Annotated in this window: 14 protein-coding genes; 2 read left to right on the forward strand and 12 right to left on the reverse strand. The window is 67.0% G+C overall.

Annotated elements, in window-relative coordinates:
- Positions 1 to 85: 85 nt before the first annotated feature.
- From ACQKIE_RS11695 to ACQKIE_RS11750, 12 genes are read right to left on the reverse strand one after another with little or no spacing between them, the layout of a single operon-like run.
- Positions 86 to 379, reverse strand: coding sequence for a cytochrome C oxidase subunit IV family protein (locus ACQKIE_RS11695; RefSeq protein ID WP_427459197.1), 294 nt, complete (start codon positions 377 to 379; stop codon positions 86 to 88).
- On the reverse strand, positions 376 to 1020 hold the full coding sequence (locus ACQKIE_RS11700; RefSeq protein ID WP_427459199.1) for a cytochrome c oxidase subunit 3 family protein: 645 nt from the start codon (positions 1018 to 1020) through the stop codon (positions 376 to 378). Before ACQKIE_RS11700 ends, ACQKIE_RS11695 begins: the two co-directional genes overlap by 4 nt.
- Positions 1017 to 2615, reverse strand: a complete 1599-nt coding sequence (gene ctaD / locus ACQKIE_RS11705; protein ID WP_427459201.1) for a cytochrome c oxidase subunit I — start codon at positions 2613 to 2615, stop codon at positions 1017 to 1019. The genes ACQKIE_RS11700 and ctaD overlap by 4 nt, the downstream gene beginning before the upstream one ends.
- On the reverse strand, positions 2602 to 3540 hold the full coding sequence (coxB, locus tag ACQKIE_RS11710; protein WP_427459203.1) for a cytochrome c oxidase subunit II: 939 nt from the start codon (positions 3538 to 3540) through the stop codon (positions 2602 to 2604). The genes ctaD and coxB overlap by 14 nt, the downstream gene beginning before the upstream one ends.
- Entirely contained in the window at positions 3537 to 4316 is a 780-nt protein-coding gene (locus ACQKIE_RS11715; RefSeq protein WP_427459205.1) for an SCO family protein, read from the reverse strand. Before ACQKIE_RS11715 ends, coxB begins: the two co-directional genes overlap by 4 nt.
- Positions 4313 to 4618 carry a hypothetical protein gene (locus tag ACQKIE_RS11720; RefSeq protein WP_427459207.1) on the reverse strand — a complete coding sequence of 102 codons (306 nt, stop codon included), beginning with the start codon at positions 4616 to 4618 and terminating at the stop codon, positions 4313 to 4315. The genes ACQKIE_RS11715 and ACQKIE_RS11720 overlap by 4 nt, the downstream gene beginning before the upstream one ends.
- Positions 4615 to 5427, reverse strand: a complete 813-nt coding sequence (locus ACQKIE_RS11725) for a hypothetical protein (RefSeq protein ID WP_427459209.1) — start codon at positions 5425 to 5427, stop codon at positions 4615 to 4617. Before ACQKIE_RS11725 ends, ACQKIE_RS11720 begins: the two co-directional genes overlap by 4 nt.
- Positions 5424 to 5981, reverse strand: a complete 558-nt coding sequence (locus tag ACQKIE_RS11730; RefSeq protein ID WP_427459211.1) for a c-type cytochrome — start codon at positions 5979 to 5981, stop codon at positions 5424 to 5426. The genes ACQKIE_RS11725 and ACQKIE_RS11730 overlap by 4 nt, the downstream gene beginning before the upstream one ends.
- Positions 5978 to 6505, reverse strand: a complete 528-nt coding sequence (locus tag ACQKIE_RS11735; protein ID WP_427459213.1) for a DUF3341 domain-containing protein — start codon at positions 6503 to 6505, stop codon at positions 5978 to 5980. Before ACQKIE_RS11735 ends, ACQKIE_RS11730 begins: the two co-directional genes overlap by 4 nt.
- Positions 6502 to 7845 (reverse strand): NrfD/PsrC family molybdoenzyme membrane anchor subunit, encoded by a 1344-nt coding sequence (gene nrfD / locus ACQKIE_RS11740; protein ID WP_427459215.1) that lies wholly within the window; start codon positions 7843 to 7845, stop codon positions 6502 to 6504. Before nrfD ends, ACQKIE_RS11735 begins: the two co-directional genes overlap by 4 nt.
- Positions 7842 to 10754: a TAT-variant-translocated molybdopterin oxidoreductase gene (locus tag ACQKIE_RS11745; protein ID WP_427459217.1), complete on the reverse strand. Its 2913-nt coding sequence runs from the start codon at positions 10752 to 10754 to the stop codon at positions 7842 to 7844. Before ACQKIE_RS11745 ends, nrfD begins: the two co-directional genes overlap by 4 nt.
- On the reverse strand, positions 10742 to 11392 hold the full coding sequence (locus ACQKIE_RS11750; RefSeq protein WP_427459219.1) for a cytochrome c3 family protein: 651 nt from the start codon (positions 11390 to 11392) through the stop codon (positions 10742 to 10744). Before ACQKIE_RS11750 ends, ACQKIE_RS11745 begins: the two co-directional genes overlap by 13 nt.
- Before the next feature lie 150 nt (positions 11393 to 11542).
- On the opposite strand from ACQKIE_RS11750, the gene fdhF reads away from it, so the two are divergent.
- Both fdhF and ACQKIE_RS11760 read left to right on the forward strand, forming a co-directional pair.
- Positions 11543 to 14515: a formate dehydrogenase subunit alpha gene (gene fdhF / locus ACQKIE_RS11755; RefSeq protein WP_427459221.1), complete on the forward strand. Its 2973-nt coding sequence runs from the start codon at positions 11543 to 11545 to the stop codon at positions 14513 to 14515.
- Positions 14515 to 14997: a DUF1641 domain-containing protein gene (locus ACQKIE_RS11760; RefSeq protein WP_427459223.1), complete on the forward strand. Its 483-nt coding sequence runs from the start codon at positions 14515 to 14517 to the stop codon at positions 14995 to 14997. Before fdhF ends, ACQKIE_RS11760 begins: the two co-directional genes overlap by 1 nt.

Below are 14997 nucleotides of genomic sequence, written 5' to 3' on the forward strand. Positions count from 1 at the left end.
GTGTCCGCACAGCGCGGATGGAGTCCATGGTTTCTCATCACCCGGATGAACGGCACGTGCAGCCAACATCAAGGAATGTAAGGAATTAACGAACGACCACCGGCCACCGCGTCAGGAAGTCGCTCAGCGTCAGGACGATCATGATCGCCAGCCAGGCGATGCCGAAGCAGGCGGCGAAGTGCACCGACGGGGCACTTTTGCGCAGCTTCATGAAAAAGAAAACGACGATCGACGCCTTGGCCGCGGCGATGGCCGGCCCGGCGACGGTGTTCCAGGTGCCGAGATGCATGCGCGACACGGCGATGCTCGCGAGCAGGAGCAGCGCGAGGGCGGCGAGTGCCCCGACGTGGGCCAGCAGCGAGGGTGGCCGTTCGCTCATGCGCGGCCCACCTGGTAGTAGAGCGGGAAGACGAAGATCCACACGATATCGACGAGGTGCCAGTACAGCGCCGAGACTTCGAGCGGCGTGTGGTATCCGGGATCGAACTCGCCGCGATGCGTGCGCGCGGCCATGACGAGGAGCAGCGCCACGCCGATCGCGACGTGCAGGCCGTGGAAGGCGGTCGTGACGTAGTAGAGGAAAAAGAACAGCCGTTCCTGCGCAGCCAGCCCGCCGACCTCCTCGTAGCGGATCCCTGGAATCACGGCCGCCTTGTAATCGTCGTAGTACTCCAGGCCGTGGATGGCGAGGAAGGCGAGACCAAGGAAAGCGGTGATGCAAAGCAGGGTCGTCGCCATGCGCCTGCCGCCGAGTTGCACGTCCCGGACCGCCAGCGCCACGGTGAAACTGCTGGTGAGCAGCACGCCGGTTTCCATGCCGCCCAACGTGAGGTCGGTATGTCGGCTGCCCGACGCGAAGGCATCGGGCCACAACACGCGGCACACCGTGTAGGCGGCGAACAGCACGCCGAAGAACAGCACCTCCGTCGCGAGGAACGCCCACATGCCCAGGGTCGCGGCCTCGCGCTGCTGCGTGGGATCGTCGAACTGTTCGGCCGTGCGTGGCGAGGGCGCGGTCATGGGTGCTGGTAGGCGTAGGGGCCATCGGTCACGACCGGCGGCTTCTCGAAGTTATGCGTGGGCGGCGGCGACGACGTCTTCCATTCCAGCCCTTCCGCCCCCCAGGGATCGTCGGTGGCCCGCTCGCCGAAGCGCAGCGACCACAGGAAATAGCCGATGGGCAGGAGGTACGACGCCGCGAGCAGTACCGCACCGGCCGAGGAAAGGACGTTCAGGAGTCCGAACTCGGCGGGGTACTGGTGGTAACGGCGCGGCATGCCTTCCGCGCCGGCGAGGAACTGGGGAAAGAAGGTGAGGTTGAAGCCGAGGAACATGAGTATCGCGGCGAAGCGTGCCCACGCCTCCGAGTACATGCGTCCGGTCACTTTAGGCCACCAGAAGTGGATGCCGCCGAGGTAGGCCATCACCGCGCCACCCACCATGATGTAGTGGAAGTGGGCAACGACGAAGTAGGTGTCGGTTAGGTTGACGTCCAGCGCGGTGGCGGCGAGGAACAAGCCGGTGAGGCCGCCGAGCATGAACAGGCCGACGAAGCCGAGCGCGTAGATCATCGGCGCGCCGAACGCGATGTCGCCCTTGTAGAGCGTGGCCGTCCAGTTGAACACCTTGATCGCCGAGGGCACGGCAATGATGAAACTGAGGATGGAGAACACGATGCTCGCGTACATCGACTGACCGGCAACGAACATGTGGTGCCCCCAGACGAGGAATCCGATCACCGCGATCCCGATGATCGAATACACCATGAAACGGTAGCCGAAGATCTTCCGCCGCACGCTGGCGGTGATGAGCTCGCTTACGACGCCCATCGCCGGCAGCACCATGATGTACACGGCCGGGTGCGAGTAGAACCAGAAGAAGTGCTGGAACAGCAGTGGGTCGCCGCCGAGGGCGGGATCGAATATACCTACCCCAAGCAGCCGCTCCGCCGCGATGAGCGACAAGGTCATGGCCAGCACGGGCGTCGCCAGCATCATCACCAGCGATACGCCGTACATCGACCAGACGAAGAGCGGCATCCGGAACCAGCTCATGCCGGTCGTGCGCATGGTGTGGATCGTGACGATGAAGTTGAGGCCGGTGAGGATCGAGGAAAAGCCCACGATGAAGACACCGACGATGGTCAACATCACGTTCGAGTTCGAGAACATCGTGGAGAACGGCGTGTAGAACGTCCAACCGGTGTCGACGCCGCCGAGCAGCAGGCAGGCGACCGTGAAGATGCCGCCTGCCACGTAGAGATACCAGCTGAACAGGTTGAGCCGCGGAAACGCGACGTCGCGCGCGCCGATCATGATAGGCAGGAGGAAATTGCCGAGGGTGGTCGGAATGGAAGGGATGAGGAAGAACCACACCATCACGACGCCGTGGAAGGTGAAGGTCTTGTTGTAGGTTTCCGCGCTCATCACGTCTCCCGCCGGCGTGGCGAGTTCCAGGCGGATGAGTGCCGCGGCGATGCCGCCGAGAAAGAAGAAGAACGTGATCGAGACGGCGTAGAGGATCGCGATCCGTTTGTGGTCGTGTGTCGCCAACCAGGAACGGAGCGTCGTGCCGTCCGCGAGGTAGCTGTGGCCGGCGTGGTCAGTGGGCAGCATGCGGGGTCTCCCGGTCCGTGCCACGGACCTTGAGGTAGGCGACGAGGGCGAGGATGTCCGACTCGTCGATGCGGTCCTTGTAGCTGGGCATCAGCGGCGCGTAACCCGCCGCCACTTCCCTGTCCGGCAAGGTGATCGAGTCGTGCAGGTAGCGCTCGTCGGCGAGGACCTGGCGTCCATCGGCAAGCGGCACCGTGCTCCCGTAAAGGCCGTCGAGGCGCGGTGCATGGACGGACGAGCCGGCATCGTGGCAGCCAGCGCAGCCGAAACGCGTGAACAACACCCGGCCCTGGTTGGCGAGCGAACCGCTTGCGTGACTGGCCAACCAGCGCGCATGCCCTGCCGGTGTCTGCACGACGACCACGCCACCCATGCGCGAATGGTCGGTGCCGCAGTACTCCGCGCAGAAGAGGTCGTAGGTACCCGTGCGGGTGGGCGTGAACCAGAGCTGCGTGTAACGGCCAGGGAGCACGTCCTGCTTTACGCGGAAGGCGGGAACGTAGACGTCGTGGATCACATCCTGCGAGATCATGACGAGGCGCACCGGCTGGCCGAGGGCGACGTGCAAGGTATCGATCTCGCGCTGCCCGTCGGGATGTTCGAACTCCCACATCCACTGCTTGCCGACGACATGGATCGTCGACGCATCCGGCGGCGGTGTGCGCATGTCGATCCAGAGACGGATGCTCCAGACGAAAATGGCGAGGAACATGGCGAAGGGCACGAGGGTCCAGGCCATCTCGATACCGAGGTCGCGATGCGATTCGCCGCTCCGGTCCACGTTGCGGCCACGGCGGAAGCGCACCGCGAAGACCAGCATGGTCGTGAAGACGGCGAGCACCACGACGGCGGACAGGCCGAGCATCGCGTAGAACAGCCCGTCGATGCGGCCGGCGACACTGGAAGCTTCGGGCAGGTACGTCATGGCGTCCTCCGCCGTAACCAGAGGCCACCGACCGCCATCGCGGCCAGGAATGCGCAACCCAGCGCGATCATGAGCCGCGAGATGAGCAGACTGTATCGTCCCGTGGACGGGTCGTAGCCGCAGCAGAGCAGGACAAGGCGGTCGATGACGCTGCCCAGTTGGCCCTTGGACGCGTCGACGAGCGCAAGCCGCAGCGCGCGTGCATCGTAGTCGACGCCAAAAAAATATTGCGCCACGCGCCCATCGGGCGATACGACGACGATGCCGGCCGGGTGGACGTATTGCCCATCGCGCGGATCCCTGAAATAGCGAAACCCGACGCTTCGCGTGAGCTGGTCGACGGCCAATGGACGGGCCGTCGCCCACAGCCAGTGCTTCGGCTGGGCCCGGGGTGCCATGCGTTCCAGCATGTCCCGCGCCTCGCTGGCATCGGCCGCGGTCTCGTCGGCGGCAATGCTCACGAAGGCCACCCGGTAGTCCTCCCCGGCGCGGAGCGGCATGCGCGTGACGGCGGCGGCCATGGCGTGCAGCGTGAGGTCGCAAAGGTTAGGGCAACGGTAGTAGCCGAAAGCGAGGAGTAACGGCTTGCCCTGCGCGACTGTCGCCAACGACGCCGCGTCGCCGTCGGCGTCTACCAGCGGCGCGTCCATCGGCACCTTCGCACCGATGTGCTGGTCGAAGCCGGCGCGTGCATCGAGGTCGCGCGGTGGCGGAACCCCGGCGAAGGCCGTGGCGACGAAAAGCAGCGAGAAAGCGGCGAGGATCACGCGCGTCATGGCTTGTGTTCCTTTGCCATCAACTGCATGGCACGTTCGACCGGGATTCGGGCGATGCCGTGCTCGCGGTCCACCCATCCCCACTGGTCCGCGTTGCGCTGCCGGCGCCGGAACATGTCGAGGTCGCGACGGGGCTCGGACTGCAATGCCGGTTGCTCGGGGCGAGGCGCCGGCCGGGGCACCGTGACCCAGCTGCGCCAGAGGAAGTAGCAGGCGACAAGGACGAACGCCGCGGAGCCCACGAGGATCGCGGCCAGGCGCACGAGTCCCCGGCTGCCCAGTCCCTGCGCTTCGTGGCTCATGGCATCACCATCCATGCGACGTGGCAGGCTTGGCCCAGCAGCACGGACGCCGCGGCCGTGCGCAGCACGGGAAGCCGTGTTTTGGCCGTCCGCGAGAGCAGCAACACCGTGGGCACGACGAGTTGCAGCACGATCGCCGCGACCGCCAGCGCGGCCCACGGCGTTTGCGTGCGGGGCAGGTACCAAATCGTTTCGGATGGAAGGTCGGCCATCCATGCGGTGAGATAGTCGATGCCGACCAGGTACGCCCAGCCGAGGCTGGCGGCGAAAAGCAGCGAGCCCTGGTCGCCGTGAGTAGTGGGGGAGACGTCGGGAGATTCGCGACGGGCACGCATGAGCAGGGCCACGGCAAGCGCGAGCAGCAGTTGCCCCAGCGCGACGACGAGCCCCATGACCGAGGAGCGCCACGCTGGCGTGAGCGAGACGATCCAGTCGTTCGCGAACACCCCGCAGGCGAACAGCCACACGATGAGACTGGCAGCCGGCGCGCGGATGACGAACCGCCACGCGACGGCCCAGGCGATGAAGCAGCCGGCGGTCCGCCAGACAAGGAAGGCGTAGTCGAGGTACCAGTCCCTCGATGCCTCCACCGGCTCGTTGATCCACGGGAAAAGATGCGGCGCGTCGATCAACAGCGGTACGGCCGCGAGTGCCGCCACTGGGAGCAGCAGGCGCAGCGTTCGCCAGCGAGCGGCGAGGATGTCGCCCCACGCGCCGCCGGTCAGGCGATGGATCGCCTGCCACGCGATGGCGCCGACGCTCGCGCCGGTGACCATCAGCCAGGCCGCCAGCCATGCGTGCAGGATCATCGTCCGCCTCCGGCGTCCGGCAGGTCGCGAAGGCGCGAGAGGTCGTCGGGCTCGAGACGGTCCACCGGCGCATGCCGGCTGAACTGCAACGCCCGCACATACGCGACGATGGCTTGCCGGTCGGCCGGCGGAATGCGGTCGGCATAGGGGTACATGACACCCCAACCGTGGGTGATGACATCGTAGATATGCCTGTCGTCGGTATCGCGCAGCCGTTGCTCGTCATAACTCGGCGGTCGCGGGAAGCCGCGTTGCACCACCATCCCGTCGCCATCGCCACCCGCTCCATGACACGGCGTGCAATAGATCGTGTACCGGTCGCGTCCGCGTTCCAGCAACGCCTCGGTGATCGCCGGTGGCGCGGGCACGGCTTCCGGTCCCGACGTCGGGACGGTGCCGCGAGGCGGCGGCCGGGAAGCGACGCCGTCGGTGAACAGCGGCGCCTCGCCGCCGCGCTCGTAGCGCGGCTGGTCGTACATCTGGTGCATGCCGCGCTCACACCCGGCTGCCGAGAGCAGGGCCACCAGGAGGATGGCGAGGCGCACGTGGCTCATGACGGCACCTCCGCATGGCGCATCGGGTCCAGCGCGGCCACGTCCTGCGCTACCTGGTGCGCGTCCCAGCGCGGATCGTCCGCGCGGACCAGCAGCAGGAAGCCGTCGCGGCTTGCTTCCTCGAACCAGGCGACGTTGAACTCGGGACGGTAGAGCGCCGGCATCCCGCTGCCCGCCAGGAACGCCACGAACCCGGCAACCACGGCCAGCAAGATGACCACCTCCACGGCCGACGGCACGAAGGCCGGCCAGCTCGCCGCGGGCCGCCCACCGACGTTCAGCGGGTAATCCACCGCGGCCGCATGGTATTGCAGCCAAAGCATGCCGACGCCGCCGACGATGCCGCCGATAAGCGTCGCTGGCGGGATACGTTTCGACGGCGAGCCGAGCTTTTCCATCAGCCCATCGACGGCGTACGGCGAGAACGCCTCGAGCCGGGTGTAACCGAGCTTGCGCAGCGCGTCGACCGCATCGGCGAGTGCGTGCGCGTCGTGCACCTGGAGCAGGCGACCGTGGACGTTCATGGCCGGGGATCCACGCGGTGGGCGGCGTGCCGCCTGAGCTCGGCGATCGACAGCACGGGCGCGACCCGGACGAAGACCAGGAACAACAGCGCGAACAAACCCATGGAGCCGAGCAGGAAGGCAAAGTCCCAGACGGTGGGATGGAACATGCCCCAACTCGACGGGAGGAAGTCGCGGTAGAGGCTGGTGACGATCAGCATGAAGCGCTCCATCCACATCCCGGCCAGCACCAACAAGCTGATGGTGACGAGCGCCACGGGATTCGTCCGCATGCGGGGCCACCACAGGGCCTGGATGGAGAGGGTGTTGCAGGCGATGGTGGCCCAGAAAAGCCACGCGTACGCGCCCTGCATGCGGTGGCGCTGGATGGCGATGTCGTAAGGGTCGCCGCCGTAGTACGCGGTGAAGATCTCGGCCGCGTACCCGTAGGTCACCACCCAGCCCACGGCGAGCATCAGCTTGGCCAGCTTGTCGAGATGTTCCGGCGTGATGAAGTCCTCCAGCCCGTAGGCGCGGCGAAGGGATACGGCGAGCACGATGACCATCGCGGCGCCGGAGAACAGCGCGCCGGCCACGAAGAAGGGCGGGAAGATCGTCGAGTGCCAGCCCGGCAGCAAGCCTTCGGAGAAATCCAGCGCCACCATGCTGTGCACCGAAAACACGAGCGGCACGGCGAGCCCGGCGAGGATCTTCGTGAGCGTCGCATGCCTTTCCCACTCGCGCGCCTCACCGCGCCAGCCCATCGCGAGGATGCCGTAGAGCACCTGCCGGCCGCGCGACCTGGTGCGGTCGCGCACGGCGGCGAAGTCCGGGACGAGGGCGACATAGAAATAAATCACCGACACGACGACGTACGCGGCGATCGCGAAGAAATCCCATACGAGCGCGCTGCGCCACTGCGGCCACAGACCCATGCGATCGGGGTAGGGCGCCAGCCAGTACGCGAACCACGGACGGCCGAGGTGCAGGACCGGAAACAAGGCCGAGACAGCGAGGGCGAAGACTGTCATCGCCTCGGCGAACCGGTTCAACGCGGAGCGCCAGCCTTGCCGGGTGAGGTATAGCGCGGCGGAGATGAAAGTGCCCGCCATGCCGATACCGATCCACCAGACATAGTTGGCGATGGCGAAACCCCACGCCACGGGCATGGTGACGCCCCAGATGCCGACGCCCCGCGCGAGCAGCACGACGATGGCGGCGACCAGCACCGCCGTCAGCAGTCCGGCGGTACCGAAGGCCAGCTTCCAGCCGCGGCCACCGCGATGCACGAGCACGAGGCCGGTCACGATATCGGTGACGTCGGCCGGCGTGGCGGGGTGAACGGGTTCGCGGTCGTTCACGCGTCCCTCCATGCCGGATTCGGGTGGCGCAAGGCGCCGAGATAAGTCGTGCGCGGTCGCGTGTTCAGTTCCTCGAGCAGGACGTAGCGGCGCGGGGAGCGGACCGCCTTCGCTACCTCGCTGGTACTGTCGCCGAGGTCGCCGAAGACGATCGCGCGGGTAGGGCACGCGTCCTGGCAGGCAGTCGTCACCTCGCCCTCCGCGATGCGCCGGCCGTCGCGGTCCGCGTCGATGTGGGCGCGTTCGATGCGCTGCACGCAGTAGGTGCACTTCTCCATGACGCCCCGGGAGCGGACGGTGACTTCCGGGTTCCGCATCGCCTTCAGGCTTTCACTCGCCAGGTCGGCGTACTGGAGAAAGTTGAAACGGCGCACCTTGTAGGGACAGTTGTTCGAGCAGAAACGCGTGCCGATACAGCGGTTGTAGACCTGCAGGTTGAGGCCCTCGCTGTCGTGCACGGTCGCCTCCACCGGACACACGACTTCGCATGGTGCATGTTCGCAGTGCATGCAGGGCACGGGCTGGTGGTAGGTGTTCGGTGCCTGCGGCGTCCCTTCGTGGTAGCGGTCCACGCGGATCCAGTGCATGCGGCGCCCGCGCGCGACTTCCTCCTTGCCGACGACGGGAATGTTGTTCTCCGCCTGGCACGCGATCGTGCACGCATTGCAGCCGATGCACGCGTTGAGGTCGATGCTCATGCCCCAGCGGTACTCGCCATCCGGTCTTTCCGGATAAAAACTTGCCGGCGGCTTGCCGTCGCCGCCGCGCGGCGGGTGATCCGGCGTGCCCGCCCGGACCACATCGCGCCGGCCCATGTCCTGTTGTGCCTGCGTGGTCGCCAGCGTGGCGCGCCGATCGCCCTTCGTCAGCAGGAGTCCGTCCTGCTGCCACGGTTGGTCCGCGTCGCGCAGTGCATAGGCGTCGTAGCCCAGGCCCTCGGCGATGCCGCTGCGGCGGCCATAACCGAGCGTGACCGTGACACTGCGCTCCGCCTGCCCGGGCACGATGAGTACCGGTGCCTCTATGTGCCGTCCATTCGCTTCGAGCCGCACGATGTCGCCGTCGTGGAGCCCCCGCTCGGCGGCGAGGGCCGGCGATATCCAGGCGGCGTTGCCCCAGGTGAGTGACGTGACGGGCCGCGGCAGTTCCTGCAGCCAGGCGTTGTGCGCGTGGCGCCCGTCCCAGAGGTGCTCGTCCGGGCGGAAGAGCAGTTCCAGCACGTCGCCCTCCGCGCCTCCTGGACCCGCCGCGCCTTCCGTAGGAGCCGCTACAGCGGCGAGGGCGGCCTGCGTCAACGCGAACCTATCGCCGCTCGGCGGGTTTCTCGCCGCTGTAGCGGCTCCTACAGGGCGTGCGGGTTCGGCGGCGGGTTCGAATAGGCCATCGCGCAGTGCCGTCGTCCACGCCTCGTCATCCAGTTGCGGCCAGGTGGCGCGCACCCGCTCCAGCGGGTCGTTCGCCACGCCGCCCAGCAGCAGGTCCACGACGTCGTGCACGGAGCGCCCATCGGTCAAAGGTGCGAGCACCGGCTGAACGATGCTTACCGATCCGTCCCGCGCGCGCAGGTCGGACCAGGCTTCGAACGGATGCAGTGCCGGCAGGTGCCATTGCGCCGCCTCCGCGCTTTCGTCGCGATAGCGGCCGACGTGCACCGTGCGCGGCACGCGCCGCATGGCTTCCTCGAATCCCGGCGCGGTGTAGACGGGGTTCGTCTCCAGCAGCACGAGTGTCTCCACGCGGCCGGCGTCCATGTCCGCGATGAGGTCGGCGACCGGGTCACCGGCGTCGTCGGGCGCGAGGTCGCGCAACAAGGCGCCGTTGCCGAGCGCGCGGTTCATCGCGCGCACGAGGTCGTGTACGACGGCGGGCTGGTACGGCCCGGCGAGGACCAGGGAGGCACCGGCGTGCGCCCGCAGGTCGTCGGCCATGGCGGCGATGCGATCGCGAGCCAGCGGATCCAGCGCCGGCACCTCCACCTCCGCGCCCAGCGCGGCCGCCAGGGCGGCTGCGATGCCCGGAATGTCACGTGCCGCCACAGGCCAGGTATGGTCGGCGTTGCGACCCGTGAGCGATGGCGTCGGCTCTATCGCATAGACGCGGGACATCGTGTCCGGTGTGCCGCGCGCGCTGGCGAAGTCGCGGGCGTGACGCACGTGGCCAGGAAACCGGCCCAGCGGATCGGCGTCGAAGGCGACGATCGTGCGGGCTTTGGCAAGATCCGGCCATGTATCGAGTGGCCGGCCTCGCGCCGCTTCGTGCACATGCCAGCGCGCGCCCGGATAGCGTGCGAGTAGTGCGTCCCGCTGGCGTGCGAGCGTGGGCGACGCGACGTCGCCGGAAACGATGCGCAGGCCGCCGTCACGGGCATCGAATGCCCGGCGCATCGCCGCCGCTTCGCCCTCGAATGCGGCCCAACTGGACGGTGCGCCCCCCTTCCTCGGCGCGTCGGAGCGGGCCGGATCCCATAGGTCGAGCACCGCCGCCTGCATGCGGGGGTCACTGCCGCCCAGGCAGCAGGGATGCCGCGGGTTTCCGTCGACCCTGATCGGACGTCCGTCGCGCAACTCGACGACGACGCCCACGACGTCGCCACCGGTAGCGAGGGCCGTGGCATAACGCGATGAGCGCGGCACGGAACGGCCGTCGCGTCCCACTTGTGGAACGATGCGTTCGGGCGGTGGGCCGGAGCAGGCGGCGAGTCCGGCGAAGGCCAGGGACGCGCCCAGCAACCGAAGGAAGCCGCGCCGGTCGAGGGCCGGCTCGAGTTCGGCCAGCGACGGCCACGCCGCCGTCACCAGCGCGCGCCCGCCGGCATCGGCGACCAGTTCGTCCAGCGCGCGCCAGAAGCGGGGCGTGCCGGGTGCCGGCAACGCATGCCGAAGCGCGTCGATCGCGCTCATCGGTGACATACCGAACAATCCGTGAGGCGGCGCCGATCGATGCGATAGGCGTCCACGAGGTGCATCCCGAGCGCCTCGTCGTCGCCGGGCTGGCGATCGTCCATGGCGAACACGTCCTGTCGCGGCCGGACGAAGCGTTCCGGGTGCCGGTGGCAATCGAGGCACCATTCCATCGACAGCGGCGCGACGCGTCGCATCAGCGGCATGCGGTCCACCCGGCCGTGGCAAGAGACGCAGCCGACGCCTTTCGCCACGTGGATCGAATGGTCGAAGTACACGAAATCCGGCAGGTCGTTGACCCGGTTCCAGTGCAGCGGGATACCGGTTCGCCAGCTCTCCACCAACGGCGCCAGCGGCGGCTGATCCGTAAAAAGTTGCGAATGACAGGTCATGCAGGTCGATATGGGCGGCATGCCGGCGAACGCATCGGTCTCGACGCCGGTATGGCAGTACCGGCAATCGATACCTACCTCGCCCACGTGGTGCTGGTGACTGAACGGTACCGGTTGTTCCACGGCCTCGTTTTCCCTTTCCGGCTCTGCGGTGACGCCGCGCCAGGCGAAGACGGCGGCGGCAATCGACACCAAGAGCGCCAGCATCGCCAGCTTCGCGTAGAGGCCGGAGCGCGGGTTGAATATCTGGGCCATCTCCCTCGTCATTCCCGGCGTAACACATTCACGCTAGTCGCGACCCCGTGCGGGCTTCGTGAAGCCGTGGAACGCGTGACGTACACCAAACGTGGCCGGTATCGCGCACACGCTGTCGGAAGGCAACGCAACCACCGAGGCGAGAGGCTCATGTCCGTCATCGCACCGACCGTCGTGATCGACGGCCTTCCCCGCCTCGTCGGGGAAGACGAAAGGCTCGTCGACGTCTTTACACGCCACGGCATCGACGTGCCGCGTGTCTGCTACAACGAGGCCCTCGGTCCGTTGAAGACCTGCGATACCTGCTGGGTGGAGGTGGATGGCGAACTGGTGCGCAGTTGCGACCACATCGCACAGCCGGGCAGCCGGGTGGAGACGCGGGGCGAACGGGCGGTGGCGGCGCGCGAGGAAGGCATGGATCGCCTGCTGGCGAAGCACGAGCTGTACTGCACCGTGTGCGAGCACAACCTCGGCGACTGCACCCTGCACAATACCGTTGCCGCGATGGACATGCCGATCCAGCGCTACCCGTTCGTGCGCAAACCCTTTGCGAAGGACACCAGCAATCCGTTCTACACATACGATCCCGACCAGTGCATCCTCTGTGGCCGCTGTGTCGAGGCGTGCCAGAACGTCGAGGTCAACGAGACCTTGAGCATCGATTACACGGCCGAGCATCCCCGCGTGCTTTGGGACGGCGGTCGACCCATCGACCAGTCCAGCTGCGTCTCCTGCGGCCATTGCGTCACCGTCTGTCCGTGCAACGCGCTGCTGGAAAAGACCATGCAGCCGGACGCCGGTCCCTTCACCGCGATGGAGGAGCGGGTGAAGCGTCCGCTGATCGACCTGGTGAAGGCGCTGGAGAATACGACGGGCGCGCGGCCGGTGACGGCGCTTTCGGAAATCGATGCATCCATGCGGCAGGCCGAAGTGCGCCGGACCAAGACGGTGTGCACGTACTGCGGGGTGGGCTGCGCGTTCGAGATGGTCACGCGCGACAGGCACATCCTGAAAGTCCAGCCGGTGGTGGATGCACCGGCCAATGGCATCTCTACCTGCGTCAAGGGCAAGTTCGGCTGGGACTTCGTCAACAGTCCGGACCGCCTCACGCAGCCGCTGATTCGCGAGAACGGGGCGTTTCGCGAGGCGAGTTGGGACGAGGCGCTCGATCTCGTGGCGAGACGGCTCCGCGAAGTGCATGCGCAGCACGGGCCGAAAGCGATGGGTTTCATCGGCTCCAGCAAGGCGAGCAACGAAGAGGCCTACCTCACGCAGAAGATCGCGCGGCTCATCTTCGGCACCAACAGCGTCGACAACTCATCCCGCTACTGCCAGAACCCGGCGACGATGGGTCTCTTCCGCACGGTCGGCTATGGCGGCGACGCCGGCTCGATCAAGGACATCGAGGCGGCGGACCTGGTGGTACTGGTCGGTTCGAATACGGCCGAATGCCATCCGGTGATCGCCTCCAAGATCAAGCGCGCCCATAAGCTGCACGGGCAGAAACTGCTCGTCGTGGATCCGCGTCGCCATGAAATGGCGGAGAGGGCGAACGTCTTCCTCCAGCTGACGCCGAGCACCGACCTCGTCTGGGCGAGCGCCACCGCGCGCTACATCCTCGACGAAGGATTGGCCGATACGGCCTTCCTCGAGCAGCGCGTGAACGGCCTCGACGATTACCGGCGCTCGCTGGAGCCGTTCACGATGGAGTTCGCCGAAGCGATCACGGGGGTTCCGCGCGAGCGCCTGGTCGACGCCGCGAGGATGATCGCTGGCGCCCGCAGCGTTTGCCTGCTCTGGGCGATGGGCATCACCCAGCACACGCACGGTTCCGATACCAGCACGGCCTTGTCCAATCTTCTCCTGGTCACCGGCAACTACGGCCGGCCCGGTACCGGAGGCTATCCCATGCGCGGCCACAACAACGTGCAAGGGGCCAGCGACTTCGGCTGCCTCAAGGACGTCTATCCTGGCTACGAAAAGGTGACCGACGAAGCCGCGCGCGCCAAGTGGGCGAAGGCGTGGGGCGTCCCCGTGGAACGCCTGTCGAACGAGGCGGGCCTCGATAATTTCGCCATGGTCGTGGAAGCAGGGAAGGGCAAGGTCAAGGCGATGTGGGTGATCGGCGAGGAAACCGCCGTGTCCGACGCGGATACCGCGAACGTCGAGAAGGCCTTTGCCGGTATGGACTTCTTCGTGGTCCAGGACATGTTCCTCAGCCGGACGGCACAGTTCGCCGACGTGGTGCTACCCGCATGCCCAAGCGTGGAGAAGGACGGCACCTTCACCAACACCGAGCGGCGCATCCAGCGCTTCCATCAGGTCATGCCGCCACTGGGGAACAGCCGTCCCGACTGGTGGATCCTCAACGAGGTGGCGAAACGCCTCGGCTACGACTGGGGCTACGATGGCCCGGCGGCCATCATGCGCGAATGCGCGGGCATTGCGGACATGTTCGCCGGCGTGAGCTATGAGCGACTGGAAGGTTGGAAATCGCTGCAATGGCCTGTCGCGGCGGACGGCACGGACACGTCGCTCCTCTACACGGAGACCTTCAAGTTTCCGGACGGCAAGGCCAAGCTGTACCCCCTGGCATGGAAGCCGCCGGGCGAGCAGGCCGACGACGCGTTCGACCTCATGCTCGACAACGGTCGCCTGCTCGAGCATTTCCAATCGACTAACCAGACCGGACGCGGCGGTCGCATCACGCACCTGTCGCCCGAATGGTTCGTCGAGGTCGGCAGCGATCTCGCACGTGAGCGCGGCATCGAAGACGGCACCTGGCTGAAGGTGACGTCCCGGCGCGCGAGCGTGGAAGTACGCGCCGTGGTCACCGATCGCGTGCAAGGCAATACCCTGTTCATGCCGATCCACCACTCCAAGCCGGGCGTGAACGCCTTGACGGGCGAGCACCACGATCCTGACGTGAACACACCGGGATACAAGGAGCTGGCGGTACGTATCGAGAAACTGCCGCGGCCGAAAGGCGAGCCGGCCTTGCCGTACCGCAATTTCCGTTACGGGAAGCGCACGCCGAACTCGGGGCCGGATGCGGGCGCGAAATGGGAGCGCCCGGAATACGAGCAGCCCCCGCGACACATCGAGCATCCGGAGACACTGTGATGGCCGAACCCCTCGACTTCAAACCCACGCCGGTTCGCACGCATGCGACGGCGCGCGAGGAATGGGAACGTCTGCTGGAGACCCTGCATGCGCATGGCGTGCTGCGCCTGGCGAACGACCTTGTCGCGGCGAACCAGGATATCGCCGCCATCGTCGTAAAGGGGCTCGAAACCGAAGGCGCACGCAACGTCATGCAGAACGTCTCGGCGCTGGCGATGGTGTTGGGAAGGATTCCTCCCGGCGCGGTGTACAAATTCGCCGAGGCCGCGCGCGAGGCGGCACAGGCCCTGGACGCCGCACGACGCGAGCCGGACGACGAGGCGCCCGGTGTGAGGGGTGTCTACCGCCTGCTCAACGACGATGAACTCTGGCGCACCCTGACCCCACTCGCCCGCGCCGTCGGAACGTTCGGCCGCGCGATGGCGCGACCGACGCCCGACAAACCCATCACCGCCCACAGCGGAAAAGAAAGCGACGCCTGA

The organism is Luteibacter sp. NPDC031894, from assembly GCF_050273135.1.
Classification (GTDB): domain Bacteria; phylum Pseudomonadota; class Gammaproteobacteria; order Xanthomonadales; family Rhodanobacteraceae; genus Luteibacter.

Excerpts from the sequence above, each read along its gene's own strand:
- ACQKIE_RS11715 (WP_427459205.1), bottom strand. The coding sequence starts at position 4,316 with ATGACGCGCGTGATCCTCGCCGCTTTCTCGCTGCTTTTCGTCGCCACG.
- ACQKIE_RS11720 (WP_427459207.1), bottom strand. The coding sequence starts at position 4,618 with ATGAGCCACGAAGCGCAGGGACTGGGCAGCCGGGGACTCGTGCGCCTG.
- ACQKIE_RS11700 (WP_427459199.1), bottom strand. The coding sequence starts at position 1,020 with ATGACCGCGCCCTCGCCACGCACGGCCGAACAGTTCGACGATCCCACG.
- ACQKIE_RS11730 (WP_427459211.1), bottom strand. The coding sequence starts at position 5,981 with ATGAGCCACGTGCGCCTCGCCATCCTCCTGGTGGCCCTGCTCTCGGCA.
- ACQKIE_RS11760 (WP_427459223.1), top strand. The coding sequence starts at position 14,515 with ATGGCCGAACCCCTCGACTTCAAACCCACGCCGGTTCGCACGCATGCG.
- ACQKIE_RS11745 (WP_427459217.1), bottom strand. The coding sequence starts at position 10,754 with ATGTCACCGATGAGCGCGATCGACGCGCTTCGGCATGCGTTGCCGGCA.
- ACQKIE_RS11735 (WP_427459213.1), bottom strand. The coding sequence starts at position 6,505 with ATGAACGTCCACGGTCGCCTGCTCCAGGTGCACGACGCGCACGCACTC.
- ACQKIE_RS11695 (WP_427459197.1), bottom strand. The coding sequence starts at position 379 with ATGAGCGAACGGCCACCCTCGCTGCTGGCCCACGTCGGGGCACTCGCC.
- fdhF (WP_427459221.1), top strand. The coding sequence starts at position 11,543 with ATGTCCGTCATCGCACCGACCGTCGTGATCGACGGCCTTCCCCGCCTC.
- ACQKIE_RS11750 (WP_427459219.1), bottom strand. The coding sequence starts at position 11,392 with ATGGCCCAGATATTCAACCCGCGCTCCGGCCTCTACGCGAAGCTGGCG.
- ctaD (WP_427459201.1), bottom strand. The coding sequence starts at position 2,615 with ATGCTGCCCACTGACCACGCCGGCCACAGCTACCTCGCGGACGGCACG.
- coxB (WP_427459203.1), bottom strand. The coding sequence starts at position 3,540 with ATGACGTACCTGCCCGAAGCTTCCAGTGTCGCCGGCCGCATCGACGGG.
- ACQKIE_RS11725 (WP_427459209.1), bottom strand. The coding sequence starts at position 5,427 with ATGATCCTGCACGCATGGCTGGCGGCCTGGCTGATGGTCACCGGCGCG.